Source organism: Microbacterium sp. NPDC090225 (genome assembly GCF_044772365.1).
Lineage (GTDB): Bacteria > Actinomycetota > Actinomycetes > Actinomycetales > Microbacteriaceae > Microbacterium.
On the sequence record NZ_JBIVYS010000001.1, the window covers coordinates 140,783 to 154,322 of the forward strand.

11 protein-coding genes are annotated in these 13,540 nt (G+C 69.6%); 8 read left to right on the forward strand and 3 right to left on the reverse strand.

Annotated elements, in window-relative coordinates; translation table 11 throughout:
- The first annotated feature begins 9 nt into the window (after positions 1-9).
- The 3 genes from ACIQTT_RS00665 to ACIQTT_RS00675 are packed head-to-tail and all read left to right on the forward strand — an operon-like array spanning position 10 to position 3,274.
- On the forward strand, positions 10-954 hold the full coding sequence (locus tag ACIQTT_RS00665) for an ABC transporter permease (protein WP_402784655.1): 945 nt from the start codon (positions 10-12) through the stop codon (positions 952-954).
- Complete coding sequence (locus ACIQTT_RS00670; RefSeq protein WP_402784658.1) at positions 951-1,763, forward strand: ABC transporter permease; 813 nt, start codon at positions 951-953, stop codon at positions 1,761-1,763. The genes ACIQTT_RS00665 and ACIQTT_RS00670 overlap by 4 nt, the downstream gene beginning before the upstream one ends.
- Positions 1,760-3,274, forward strand: coding sequence for an ATP-binding cassette domain-containing protein (locus ACIQTT_RS00675; protein WP_402784661.1), 1,515 nt, complete (start codon positions 1,760-1,762; stop codon positions 3,272-3,274). Before ACIQTT_RS00670 ends, ACIQTT_RS00675 begins: the two co-directional genes overlap by 4 nt.
- Positions 3,275-3,283: 9 nt before the next feature.
- Here ACIQTT_RS00675 and ACIQTT_RS00680 read toward each other — a convergent pair whose 3' ends face one another.
- Entirely contained in the window at positions 3,284-3,934 is a 651-nt protein-coding gene (locus tag ACIQTT_RS00680) for a pentapeptide repeat-containing protein (protein WP_402784664.1), read from the reverse strand.
- Positions 3,935-4,213: 279 nt separating this feature from the next.
- Here ACIQTT_RS00680 and ileS point away from each other — a divergent pair, with 279 nt between their 5' ends.
- The 4 genes from ileS to ndk are packed head-to-tail and all read left to right on the forward strand — an operon-like array spanning position 4,214 to position 9,774.
- Entirely contained in the window at positions 4,214-7,588 is a 3,375-nt protein-coding gene (gene ileS / locus ACIQTT_RS00685; protein ID WP_402784667.1) for an isoleucine--tRNA ligase, read from the forward strand.
- Complete coding sequence (locus tag ACIQTT_RS00690; protein WP_402784670.1) at positions 7,585-8,937, forward strand: bifunctional folylpolyglutamate synthase/dihydrofolate synthase; 1,353 nt, start codon at positions 7,585-7,587, stop codon at positions 8,935-8,937. The genes ileS and ACIQTT_RS00690 overlap by 4 nt, the downstream gene beginning before the upstream one ends.
- Positions 8,934-9,356, forward strand: a complete 423-nt coding sequence (locus ACIQTT_RS00695) for a DUF4233 domain-containing protein (protein WP_402784673.1) — start codon at positions 8,934-8,936, stop codon at positions 9,354-9,356. Before ACIQTT_RS00690 ends, ACIQTT_RS00695 begins: the two co-directional genes overlap by 4 nt.
- A 1-nt stretch (position 9,357) precedes the next feature.
- Entirely contained in the window at positions 9,358-9,774 is a 417-nt protein-coding gene (gene ndk / locus ACIQTT_RS00700) for a nucleoside-diphosphate kinase (RefSeq protein WP_402784676.1), read from the forward strand.
- Between the two features lie 65 nt (positions 9,775-9,839).
- Here the strand turns inward: ndk and ACIQTT_RS00705 are convergent, their stop codons facing one another.
- A complete protein-coding gene (locus ACIQTT_RS00705; RefSeq protein ID WP_402784679.1) occupies positions 9,840-10,457 on the reverse strand; it encodes a vitamin K epoxide reductase family protein in 618 nt (205 codons plus the stop codon).
- 281 nt (positions 10,458-10,738) lie between these two features.
- Here ACIQTT_RS00705 and ACIQTT_RS00710 point away from each other — a divergent pair, with 281 nt between their 5' ends.
- A complete protein-coding gene (locus ACIQTT_RS00710; protein WP_402784682.1) occupies positions 10,739-13,156 on the forward strand; it encodes an Rne/Rng family ribonuclease in 2,418 nt (805 codons plus the stop codon).
- Here ACIQTT_RS00710 and ACIQTT_RS00715 read toward each other — a convergent pair.
- Positions 13,121-13,387: a DUF4031 domain-containing protein gene (locus ACIQTT_RS00715; RefSeq protein WP_402784685.1), complete on the reverse strand. Its 267-nt coding sequence runs from the start codon at positions 13,385-13,387 to the stop codon at positions 13,121-13,123. The genes ACIQTT_RS00710 and ACIQTT_RS00715 overlap by 36 nt on opposite strands.
- Positions 13,388-13,540 lie beyond the last annotated feature (153 nt).

Below are 13,540 nucleotides of genomic sequence, written 5' to 3' on the forward strand. Positions count from 1 at the left end.
AGGAGAGCGGTGACGGCTGCGCTCGTGAAGATCGCCGGTCTCGTCGCATCCGTGGTGGTCGTGCTGTGGGGAGCCGCGACGGTGGCGTTCCTGGCCTTCCGCGTGATCCCCGGCGATCCGGTCTCGGTGATGCTCGGGCCCCAGGCGCAGGTGAGCGAGGCGGTGAAGGACGGCATCCGGGAAGACCTCGGTCTGAACCGTCCGCCCGTCGAGCAGTACGTGGACTACCTGGGCCGGCTCGTACGCGGAGACCTGGGGGAGTCGTACCAGCTGCGGATGCCGGTGACGGAGGTCATCGGTCGGCAGCTCGGGGCGACCCTGCAGCTCTCGGCGCTCGCATTGCTCATCGCCGTCGTGCTCGCGCTCTCCGTCGCTCTGCTCGTGCGCGGCGAGACAGCGCGTGCGGTCGCGACGGGCGTCGAGCTGGTCGTGCTCTCGTCGCCGGTGTTCTGGATCGGGCTGGTGCTGTTGAGCGTGTTCGCGTTCGGGCTGGGCTGGTTCCCCGTGTCGGGCGCGCGCAACCCGGCCACCATCGTGCTTCCGGCGGTCACGCTCGCCCTGCCCGTCGCGGCACTGCTCGGGCAGGTGCTGCGCGACGGCCTCGTCCAGGCCGAGCGGATGCCGTTCGCCGAGACGGTTCGGGCGCGGGGCGCGAGTGCGGGGTGGTTCACGCTGCGGCACGGTCTGCGCCACGGGGCGGCGGGAGCCGTGACACTGACCGCTTATCTCACCGGATCGGTGCTCGGCGGGGCGGTGCTGGTCGAGACCGTCTTCGCGCGTCCGGGGCTCGGACGGGTGACGCTCGCCGCGATCAGCGACCGCGATCTCCCCGTGATCTCGGGTATCATCCTGCTCAGCGCGCTCGTGTTCGTGATCGTGAACGTGATCGTCGAGCTGGTGCATCCGCTCATCGACCCGCGCGTGCGCGCGGCCGTCCGTGGAGCGAGTCGATGAGCCGCGCGCAACGGCTGCTGCTGTGGGCGGCTGTCGGGGTGCTGTGCGTCATCGCGTTCGCCGCCGCCTTCCCGGGTGTCCTCGCGACGCACGACCCCGTGCTCACCGACGTGCGGGGGGCGCTGCGCCCGCCGAGCGCCGAGCACCTCTTCGGCACGGACCAGAGCGGACGCGACGTGTACTCCCGGGTCGTGTTCGGCGCCGCGCGTTCGGTCGGTATCGGGTTGCTCGCCACGGCGATCGCACTGGTGGCCGGGCTCGCCATCGGAGCTGTCGCGGGCCTCGCACCTCGATGGGTCGACGTGTCGCTCATGCGCGTGAACGACGTGCTCATGGCATTCCCGGAGTTCCTCGTCGCGCTCGTCGTGATCGCCGTGCTCGGTCCGGGGCCGGTGAACGTCGCGATCGCCGTGACCCTGGCCGCTGTCCCCGTGTACATCCGGCTCGCCCGCGTGCAGACGCGCACCCTCCGCGTCGCCGAGCACGTCGAAGCCGCGCACATCCTCGGCGTACCGCGCCTGCTGGCGTTCTGGCGGCATGTGCTGCCCGGCGTGCTGGGGTCGTTGAGCGTGCTGGCGACGATCGGCATCGGGTCGAGCATCCTCGCCGCCTCCGGCCTCAGCTTCCTCGGACTCGGGCCGGCGGAGCCGACACCCGAATGGGGACTCATGCTCGCGGGAGGCCGGAACGTGCTCGGTCAGGCCTGGTGGATCTCGGTGTTCCCCGGTGTCGCCATCACCCTGACCGTGGTCGCGGCGACGATCGTCGGACGCGTCCTGCGGGCGCGTGCGGACGGGAGCGGGCGATGAGCGAGAACGTCGTACCGGTGATCGAGGTGCAGGACCTTCGCATCTCGATCGAGGGCGCCTCCGTCGTGGACGGGGTGTCGCTCACCGTGTCACCCGGCGAGCGCGTCGCGATCGTGGGGGAGTCCGGAGCGGGGAAGTCTCTCACCGCCCGGGCGCTTCTCGGGCTCGCTCCCCGCCGAGCCGCCGTCACTGCCGACGTGATGCGCGTCGACGGCACGGACGTGCGCGGCCTCGACGAGCGCGGGTGGCAAAGCGTGCGCGGGGCGCGCATCGCTCTGGTGGCGCAGGACGCTCTCGTGGCCCTCGACCCGCTGCAGCGCATCGGATCGGAGATCGCCGAACCCCTGCGCCTGCATGGGCGGGCGGGCGGCGCACTGCGAGAGCGGGTGCTCGCGCTCCTGCGCCGGGTCTGGATGCCGGAGCCCGAGCGCCGCGTGCGCCAGTACCCGCACGAACTCTCGGGTGGTCTGCGTCAGCGGGCGCTCATCGCCTCGGCGCTCGCCGCCGGGCCCGCCGCGCTCATCGCGGATGAGCCGACCACGGCACTCGATGCCACCGTGCAGGCCAAGATCCTCGACCTGCTGCGGGAGATCGCGGATACCGGCACCGCCGTTCTCTTCATCAGTCACGACTTCGCCGCCGTGCGCCTGCTCGCCGACCGGGTGCTGGTGATGCGTGACGGAGCGATCGTGGAGGAGGGCCCCGTCGCCGAGATACTCGAGGCACCGCAGCATCCGTACACGCGGCAACTCATCGCCGCGACCCTTCACGAGCCCCGGGTGGCGGGCGACGTCGGCGGCGCGCCGGTCGTCTCGGTCGAGCGGGCATCTGTAGCGTTCGCGGAAGTTCCCGCCGTGATCGACGCCTCTTTCGAGGTGCGCCAGGGGGCGACACTCGGGATCGTCGGGGAATCCGGATCGGGCAAGACCACGCTCGCCCGCGTACTGCTGGGCGTGCAGGAGCCGGATACCGGGAGCATCCGCTGGAATGGTGCGCATCGGGTGCAGTTCGTGCACCAGAACCCGCTCGGCGCCTTCGATCCGCGCTGGAGCGTCGGCCGTTCCCTGCATGAGGCGCTCGCGGCGGGCGGCGTACCGCGGAGTGAGCGTCGTGAGCGGGTCTCGGCTCTCCTCGGTGAAGTCGATCTCGATCCGTCCCTCGCCCGCCGTCGCCCGTCGGAGCTCTCCGGTGGGCAACGGCAACGCGCGGCGGTCGCCCGCGCGCTCGCCGCGGATCCCGATGTGCTCGTGCTCGACGAGCCGGTCTCGGCGCTCGATCCCTCGGTGCGGGAGCGCGTGCTGCGTCTGCTCGACCGCCTGCAGCGGGAAAGGCAGTTGACGATGGTCTTCGTCTCCCACGACCTCGACGTCGTGGGAGCGGTCGCCGACGACGTGCTGGTGATGCAGGGCGGTCGGATCGTGGAGCAGGGGGCGGTGGCCGAGGTGTTCGCGGCTCCGCAGCATCCGTTCACCCGGGAGCTGCTCGCGGCGAGCGGCGTCCGCCGACCCTGATCGGGTCGCTCAGTCGGTGACGTGGATGCCGAGCCCCGCGGCGAACACGGGGGCGAGCTGCTGCACCTGGAAAGCCGTGAGCGTCGTGCCGCGCAGGCTGTTCGCGTCGAGGAAGGCGAGAGCGTCGAGTCCGCGCAGATCGACATCGGTCGCCCGCATGCCGCGGGTGTCGACCTCGTCGCTCGCCGAATCGGTGAAGCGCACCCGGGTGAGCTCCGCCTGGGGCATGTCGAGAGCGCGGATGCGGCATCCGATCACGTCGATGTCTTCGACGCGGGCCGCTCCCAGGTTGAGGTAGTCGATGCGGAGATCGCGGAGTTCGAGCTCGGACACCCGGGTGGTGCTGAGATCGAGCGTGCCGATGCGGCCGCCGGTCACCCGCAGGCGGCGGATGCCGGCGCCGCGGAGCTTGACCGACGCGGCGCGGATGCCGGTGACGTCGACGTCGAGCACGGTGGCCCCCGTGAGGTCGATCGTGTCGGCATCCGCGGTCACGACGCACTGCTCGAGCGAGGCGTAGGCGAGGTCGGCGTCGCCTGCGAGATCGATACGTCCGGCGATGAGGTCGGCGTTGCGCGCGGCGACGGCGGCGTCGAGGTGATCGGGGAGGTCGGGAGGCGAGACGCGAGGTGCGACGGGGGTCTCGGGGGAGCGGGCCATTCCTCGAGCGTAGGGCGGGGCGCCGACACCCGCCGGGAGCCCGCAGGCTCGCGGGCGCGTACACTGGGAGCACGAGCATCGATCCGGCATCACCGGGGAGCTCTCGGAAGAACGGCCCGGCGACGGGCTCAGTAGAACCGAGCGGGGCAGGCCCGTCACAGCCGCAGTGAGAGTGGCGTGAACGCACCGCGAGGGGCGGGAACGCACGCGAGGTGGTACCGCGGCCCGGCAGGGTCGTCCTCGCAGGAGCATCCGCCACGACGACCACTGCGAGACACGATGACCTACCCGCGTTCCTCCTTCGGCCCCGCCGCCGACGCTTCGACGAGCTCAGCGACCCAGGGTGCTGTCGCGCCCAGCCCCCGCTTCCCCCAGATCGAGGAGGAGGTGCTCGAGTTCTGGAAGACCGATGACACCTTCCGCGCCTCGATCGAGCAGCGCGAGGGGTCGCCCGAGTGGGTGTTCTACGACGGCCCTCCGTTCGCCAACGGCCTGCCGCACTACGGCCACCTGCTCACCGGCTACGCCAAGGACGTGTTCCCGCGCTTCCAGACGATGACCGGTCACAAGGTCGACCGCGTGTTCGGGTGGGACACCCATGGGCTCCCGGCCGAGCTCGAGGCGATGAAGCAGCTCGGCATCACCGAGAAGAGCGAGATCGAGTCGATGGGCATCGACGTCTTCAACGACAAGGCGAAGAACTCGGTGCTCGCCTACACGCGCGAGTGGCAGGACTACGTCACCCGCCAGGCCCGCTGGGTCGACTTCGACCGCGGCTACAAGACGCTCGACCTCGGCTACATGGAGAGCGTGCTCTGGGCGTTCAAGACCCTGTACGACAAGGGTCTCGCCTACGAGGGCTATCGCGTGCTCCCTTACTGCTGGCGTGACGAGACGCCGCTCAGCGCGCACGAGCTGCGCATGGACGACGACGTGTACCAGATGCGTCAGGACCCCTCGGTGACCGTGACGTTCCCGCTCACGGGCGCGAAGGCGGAAGCACTCGGCCTCACCGCCGTGCGCGCCCTCGCCTGGACCACCACGCCGTGGACCCTCCCGACCAACCTCGCGCTCGCCGTGGGTCCCGACATCGAGTACGTCGTCGTGCCCGCCGGGCCGAACGGCGCGGCCGACGTGCACCAGGTCGCAGGCTCCGAGGATGCCGCGGTCGAGGCCTCCGCCCACCGCTACCTGCTCGCCCGCGAACTGCTCGGGGGCTACGCGAAGGACCTCGGCTACGAGAGCGCCGAGGAGGCGCTCGCCGCGGTCGAGGCATCCGTCCGTGGATCCGAGCTGCAGGACGTCACGTACGACCGGCTCTTCGACTACTACGCGGATGCCGAGGTCTGGGGCACCGAGAATTCCTGGCGCATCCTCGTCGACGACTACGTCACGACCAGTGACGGCACCGGCATCGTCCACCAGGCCCCGGCCTACGGTGAGGACGACCAGCGGGTCGCCGGTGCTGCCGGCATCCCCACGATCCTGTCGCTCGACGACGGGGGGCGCTTCCTGCCGAGCGTGACCGACGTCGCCGGTGAACTCTGGATGGACGCCAACACCCCGCTCGTGCGTCTGGTGCGCGAGAACGGCCGTCTCGTGCGCCTGCAGAGCTACGAGCACTCGTACCCGCACTGCTGGCGCTGCCGGAACCCCCTGATCTACAAGGCCGTGTCGAGCTGGTTCATCCGGGTGACGGACATCAAGGATGACATGCTCGCGAACAACGAGCAGATCACCTGGGTGCCCGAGAACGTCAAGCAGGGTCAGTTCGGCAAGTGGCTCGAGGGCGCGCGCGACTGGTCGATCAGCCGCAACCGCTACTGGGGATCGCCGATCCCGATCTGGAAGAGCGACGACCCCGAGTACCCGCGCGTCGACGCCTACGGTTCGCTCGAGGACCTCGAGCGCGACTTCGGTACGCTGCCGCGCAATCCCGAGGGCGAGATCGACCTGCACCGCCCGTACATCGATGACCTGACGCGTCCGAACCCCGACGACCCCACCGGCAAGAGCACGATGCGCCGCATCGAAGACGTCTTCGACGTGTGGTTCGACTCGGGCTCGATGCCGTACGCCCAGGTGCACTACCCGTTCGAGAACCAGGAGTGGTTCGACTCGCACGCACCCGCCGACTTCATCGTCGAATACATCGGGCAGACCCGCGGGTGGTTCTACGTGATGCACGTGCTGTCGACCGCGCTGTTCGACCGCCCGGCCTTCACCGGCGTCAGTTGCCATGGCATCGTGCTCGGCAGCGACGGCTACAAGATGTCGAAGTCGCTGCGCAACTACCCCGACGTGTCGGAGGTGCTCGATCGCGACGGCTCCGACGCGATGCGCTGGTTCCTGATGTCGAGTTCGGTGCTGCGCGGTGGCAACCTGGCGGTGACGGAGGAAGGCATCCGCTCGGGCGTGCGGGAGTTCCTGCTGCCGTTGTGGAACTCGTGGTACTTCTTCGCGACCTACGCGAACGCGTCGGGTGACGGCTACGAGGCGTCGTGGCGCACCGATTCGACCGACGTGCTCGACCGGTACATCCTCGCGCGCCTCGGTGACCTCGTGCGCGAGGTGCACGCCGACCTCGAAGGACTCGACTCGACCACCGCCGCCGGGCGCCTGCGCGACTTCGCCGAGGTGCTGACGAACTGGTACATCCGCCGCTCGCGCGACCGCTTCTGGGTGGGGGTGAGCGAAGACCCGAAGAGCCGCGAGGCCTTCGACACGCTCTACACCGTGCTCGAGACGCTCACCCGCGTCGCCGCGCCCCTCGTGCCGCTGATCAGCGAGCGCGTCTGGCAGGGACTCACGGGCGGGCGCAGCGTGCACCTGCAGGACTGGCCGGACGCAGCGGCGTTCCCCGCCGCCGACGAGATCCGCGACGCGATGGATGCCGTCCGCGAGCTCTCGAGCGTCGGCAACGCGCTGCGCAAGAAGGAGAAGCTACGCGTGCGGCTGCCGCTCGCGCGCCTCACCGTGGTGTCGCCGCTCGCCTCGACTCTGGGGCAGTTCGAGGACATCCTGCGCGAGGAGCTGAACGTGAAGTCGGTCGAGCTCGTGCCGCTGGCCGACACGACGGCGCACGAGTACGGCATCGACCACCGCCTCAGCGTGAACGCGCGGGCGGCCGGGCCGCGCCTCGGCAAAGAGGTGCAGAAGGCCATCCAGGCCGCGCGCTCCGGCGACTGGTCGGAGGTCGACGGCGTGGTCACGGCCGGGGGCATCGCCCTGGAGCCGGCGGAGTACGAGCTGGTGCTCGAGACGACGGGGCGCCCGGAGGGCGAGGCCCTCGCGATCGTGCCGACCGGCGGCTTCGTGCTGCTCGACACGCAGACGACCCCCGAGCTCGAGGCCGAGGGGCTGGCGCGCGACGTGATCCGCGCCGTGCAGGAGACGCGCAAGAACGCCGGCTTCGACGTGAGCGACCGCATCCGTCTGGACCTGCGGTTCGCGAGCGAGGAAGATGCGGATGCCGTCGCTTCCGCCTTCGAGATCGCCGACGTGGCGGGGGAGACCTTGGCCGTCGAGCACTCGCTGCACCGAGAGGACCGCCCTGTGGCGGGAGCGGAGTTCATCGCCGACATCGCGAAAGGCACGTACGCGAACCGTGCGGCCTTCACGATCGCCGTCTCCCGGATCGGTGGTGTCGCATGAGCGCTCGCGAACGGGCGGATGCCGTCTACGAGACCCTTCTGGGGCGTGCAGGGGAGCGCTGGGTGCAACCGCGCAAGGAGCGCACCGCGCGCATCCTCGCCTTCCTCGACGACCCGCAGCGCACGTACCGCGTGGTGCACATCACCGGAACCAACGGCAAGACGTCGACCGCGCGGATGATCGAGAGTCTGCTCCGTGCGCACGGGCTGCGCACGGGACTCTTCACGAGCCCGCACCTGGAGCGGTTCACCGAGCGCATCATGATCGACGGCGAGCCGATCGATGACGCGGCCGTCGCCGACGCCTGGGACGAGATCGCCCCGTTCGTCGAGATCGTCGACGCCGAGCTCGACGCCGCCGGCGACGCGCCGCTCACCTTCTTCGAGCTGCTGACGGTGCTCGCCTTCGTCGCGGTGGCCGATGCCCCGGTCGACGTGCTCGTGCTCGAGGTGGGTATGGGAGGGGAGTGGGACTCGACCAATACGGCCAACGGCGACGTCGCCGTGTTCTCGCCCATCGACATCGACCACGCCGACCGTCTCGGCGACACGATCGCGAAGATCGCCGAGGTCAAGGCCGGCATCATCAAGGACGGTGCGGCTGTCGTCTCGGCGCAGCAGCCCGCCGAGGCGGCCGAGGTACTGCGTCGCGTCGCCGCCGAGCGCGGAGCGACGATCGCCTTCGACGGCGACGACTTCGGCCTCGCCGAGCAGAAGCTGGCGGTCGGCGGACAGCTGCTGACGATCCGTGGCCTCGCGGGGAACTACGTCGAGGAGTATCTGCCGATCTACGGTGCGCATCAGGGCCACAACGCCGCGCTCGCCGTCGCGGCGGTCGAGTCGCTCATCGGTGGAGCGGCGCAGCGGATCGCCGACGACATCATGTCGGAGGGTCTGCAGGGCGCCACGTCGCCCGGCCGACTGCAGCTGCTGGGCGTCGCGCCGACCGTCGTCGTCGACGCCGCCCACAACCCGCACGGTGCGAAAGCACTCGTGCAGGCGCTGGACGACAGCTTCGACTTCGACGAGTGGGGCGTGGTGCTCGGGGTGCTGGCCGACAAGGACGCCGCGGGCATCGTCGCGCAGCTCGCTCCCGCGGCGGCGCATGTCTTCGCGACGGCGCCCGACTCCGATCGCGCGTCGGACGCGGATGTGATCGCCGACCTGGTCGAGCAGACGGGACAGCGTGCCACCGTGCATCCGACCCTCGCCGATGCGGCCGACGCCGCGCGGGAGTGGGCCGCGTCCAACGACCGCCGCGCGGTCGTGATCGCCGGATCGGTCGTGCTCGCGGGCGAGGCGATCGCCCTCGCTGAGGAAGAGGACTGGAAGGCCGGGTGGCGCGCATGACCTCCAGTGCCGCCGGCGGACGTGCTCCGCGCCCGCCCCGTCCGCCCCGTACCCTCGTGCAGAAGCTCGCGCCGGTCGTGCTCGGATTCGAGTCGATCGTCGTGTTCCTCGTCGGTCTCACGATCTTCGGACTGGGCTCGCTCCCGCCGGCCATCCCGCAGTGGTGGGGGATCGTCGGCGGCATCGTGATGGCGCTGGTCTGCATCGCCATCGCCGGGATGATCACGAAGCCCTGGGCGATCACCGCCGGCTGGATCGTGCAGGTCATCATCGCCCTGTCCGCGATCCTGGTTCCGTCCATCCTGTTCGTCGTACTGATTTTCGGCGGCATGTGGGCGTATGCGACCATCAAGGGGGCACGGGTGGATGCACAACGCCCGACCGAGCCCTCGACCGAGACTCAGACAGAGAGTGAATGACATGGCCACCGAAGAAACCCTCGTCCTCGTCAAGCCCGACGGCGTCACGCGCGGCCTCACCGGCGCGATCCTCGCCCGCATCGAGGCGAAGGGCTACGCGCTCGTCGACATCCGCCTCGTCGAGCCCGACCGCGACCTGCTCGCCGCGCACTACGCCGAGCACGAGGGGAAGCCGTTCTACGAGCCGCTCCTCGAGTTCATGCTGTCGGGACCGTCGGTCGCGATCCGCCTCGCCGGCAACCGCGTGATCGAGGGATTCCGCTCGCTCGCCGGTACGACAGACCCGACGACTGCCGCCCCGGGCACGATCCGCGGCGACTTCGGCCGGGATTGGGGCCTGAAGGTCCAGCAGAACCTCGTGCACGGCTCGGACAGCCCCGAGAGCGCTGCACGCGAGCTCGGCATCTGGTTCGACTGAGCCGCGCACTCCACGAGAAAGGCCCGTCCGCTGAAGAAGCGGACGGGCCTTTCTCGTGACTGGGGTCAGCCGCCGGTGACGATGCGCACCATCTCTCCGAGGAAGTCGATGCCCTTGGTCTGCGCCATCAGCACGATGATCGCGTAAGCGATGACCGTGGCCAGCGGCACCCAGGCCATGAGCTTGTCTGCCCGCTGCTGCACGCCTTCGTGCCGGGTGAAGGTGCCGTTGCGGGTGAGATGCAGCATGGTGGCGAAGAACGTCGGGATCGTCACGGCCCACGTGACCATGCACCACGGGCACAGGACGATGAGGTCGTAGATGCTCTGGGAGATGAGCCAGCACACGAAGCCGAAGGCGAAAGTGATGCCGATGCCGAAGAGCGCCCAGAACCAGCGGGGGAAGCGCGCGCCCGCGAGGATCGCCACGCCGACGACGAGCGGCGCCATCCATCCGGTGAGGCCGAGGATCGGGTTCGGGAAGCCGAACACCGAGCCCTGCCAGGACTCGAGGTTCTTGCCGCACTGGATGAAGGCGCTCAGATCGCACGAGAGCGCGGCGTCGGGGTCGGCGAGGAGGACGAACTTCTCGACCGTGAGCTGGAAGGCGGCGAACCAGCCGATCACACTCGCGATGATCAGCCAGACGGCGAAGATGACGGGGCGGGTGCGCTGCTCGCTCATCTGAGGATTATCTCAGCGACGGCTATGGATCGGGCGAGAACGGGGCCGGAGAAAATCTCCGGACGTGCGCGGATGCCGCATTCTGCGGAACTTGGTGCGATAATGGCCTGTGACGCGATGAGCGGCCCAGCCGTGACACGTGTCGACGCAGACTTCGGGGCCCATGCCCCACGCGACCAGAGCTACGAGCCGGTCGCAGATCGAGTGAGTTCGCGGCACCCGCGGGTGCTGCATGAGTTTCGCGGAACACTCCGGTGATCCGCGCAGGGAGCAAGCCAGAGATGGCCGATGAGAACAATGACAACAACACCCCTACCCTCGTCTTCCCGGCTGACGCCGCGGAAGAGTTGACGGAGTCCCCGACTCCCGAGGGCGAGACTCCGGAAGACGCGGCTGCGGCCGAGTCGGATGCTCCCGCAGAGGTCGCACCGGTCGAGGAGACCGCGGCGGCCGAGGAGAAGCCTGCCGAAGAGGAGCCTGCGGCTCAAGAGCCCGCAGCTCCTGAGAAGCTTGCTCCCTCCGAAGAGCCTGCGGCTCCCGAGGAGCCTGCCGCTCCTGAGGAGCCTGCTGCTCCTGAGGAGCCTGCCGCTCCCGAGGAGCCTGCCGCGGTCACCGCCGTGTCGCTGGGTCTGCTCCCCGAGGTGTTCGTGTCGCAGGTCTCCACCCAGCTGCACTTCTACGCCCCCGAGATCGTGCCGCTGCCAGCACGCCCGGGTCGTGGCCCGGCTCCCGAGCGCGACCTCGATGACGATGCAGACGGCGGCCGTCGCGGACGCCGTCGTCGTGGCGGGTCCGAGGGTGACGACCAGCGCGATGCTCCTCGCCAGCGTCAGCGCGTCGTCGAATACATCACCGAGCCGAAGGCGATCAAGGGCTCCACGCGTCTCGAGGCCAAGAAGCAGCGCCGCCGCGACGGACGCGACGCCGGTCGCCGTCGTCCCGTCGTCACCGAGGCGGAGTTCCTCGCGCGTCGCGAATCCGTCGACCGCAAGATGGTCGTGCGCTCCAAGAACGGCCGCACGCAGATCGGTGTCCTCGAGGACGGGGTCCTCGTCGAGCACTACGTCGCGCGCAACCAGGACGCCTCCCTCATCGGCAACGTGTACCTCGGCCGCGTGCAGAACGTGCTCCCGAGCATGGAGGCGGCATTCGTCGACATCGGCCGTGGCCGCAACGCGGTGCTCTACTCGGGCGAGGTCGACTGGGACGGTGTCGAGACCGGCAACCAGCCCCGTCGTATCGAACTCGCCCTCAAGCCGGGCGACCGTGTGCTCGTGCAGGTCACGAAGGATCCGGTCGGCCACAAGGGCGCCCGCCTGACCAGCCAGATCTCGCTTCCCGGCCGTTACCTCGTGTACGTTCCGGGCGGTTCGATGAACGGCATCAGCCGCAAGCTGCCCGACAACGAGCGCGCGCGCCTCAAGCGCATCCTCAAGGAGGTGCTGCCGGAGTCCTCCGGCGTCATCGTGCGCACGGCAGCCGAGGGCGCCACGGAGGACCAGCTCACGCGTGACGTGCAGCGTCTGACCTCGCAGTGGGAGCACATCCAGAAGCAGGTCGAGAGCCAGCAGGCTCCCGCGCTCCTGCACGCCGAGCCGGATCTGCTCGTCAAGATCGTCCGTGACGTCTTCAACGAGGACTTCACGAAGATGCTCATCCAGGGCGAGGAATCGCAGCGCACGATCCGTTCGTACCTCGAGAGCGTCGCTCCCGACCTCCTCGAGCGCGTCGAGGCCTATGAAGACGCCGCCGACCCCTTCGATGCGTTCCGGATCACGGAGCAGATCGAGAAGGCGCTCGACCGCAAGGTCTGGCTGCCGTCGGGTGGATCGCTCGTGATCGACCGCACCGAGGCCATGACCGTGGTCGACGTCAACACCGGGAAGTTCGTCGGTTCCGGCGGCAACCTCGAAGAGACGGTCACGAAGAACAACCTCGAGGCCGCCGAGGAGATCGTCCGCCAGCTGCGCCTGCGCGACATCGGCGGCATCATCGTGGTCGACTTCATCGACATGGTGCTCGAGTCCAACCGCGACCTCGTGCTGCGCCGCCTCATCGAGTGCCTCAGCCGCGACCGCACCAAGCACCAGGTCGCCGAGGTCACCTCGCTCGGACTCGTGCAGATGACCCGCAAGAAGCTAGGCCTCGGTCTGCTCGAGACGTTCAGCGAGGCGTGCGAGGTCTGCGCCGGGCGCGGTGTGATCGTGCACCACGACCCCGTCGTCAAGCACCGCTCCAACGGAAACGGTGGGAACGGCAACGGCGGCAACGGCAACAACCAGAGCGGCCGCCGTCAGCGCGGTGGCAACGGTGGCGGACAGAGCCAGAGCGCTCCACCCGCCGCGAACGTGACGCACAGCATCCCCGAGGGTGCGAAGTCGGCTCTCGCGCAGATCGCCGCATCCACGAAGGCGCCCGCCGAGGGCGCTGTCGATGCTGTCGCGGTCGATGAGGCTCCGGTCGAAGCGCCCGAGCGTGCGAAGAAGCCCCGCAAGAAGCGCGGGGCGGACCGCAAGCCCGCGCCGCGCAGCCAGGCCGAGCAACTGCTCGACTCGGTGCTCGACGCTCTCCCGGAGCCGAAGGCGCCGGGGCAGGGTCGTGGACGTCGTCGAGTCAGCACCGCAGCGCTCACCGGCACCCCGGTGTCGGTGAACGGCGAGGGCTCAGCTCCGGTCGCGAGCGGGGATCCTGAGGCCTGAGGCGATCAGCCGTCGGACGAGCTCCTTGCCGCCGACGTGCTCGGCGCCGCCGGCGACGAGCCGGGGGATGCTGTCCTCCGGTACGTCGTAGTGGTCCAGGTCGAAAGCGCGCGGGGGCAGATCGTGGCGGATCGCGAACGCGTGCAGCTCGTCGAGGCTCTCGTCGCTGACGAGGTGCGCCCACAGACGTCCGTGCGCGGGCCAGAGCGGGTCGTCGACGAGAACGGTCATCCCGCAAGCCTATGACCGGACACGCCCCTCGGCTCACTTTGCGAGTGGCTCCGGCATCCGGTAAAGTAGTCCCTTGGTGCGTATGCCGCGTCGTCCTCGTCGGTCGGAGCGGAGAGTCTTGCATTCGCACCCGCCGCCCCGCGGCGCATGCAA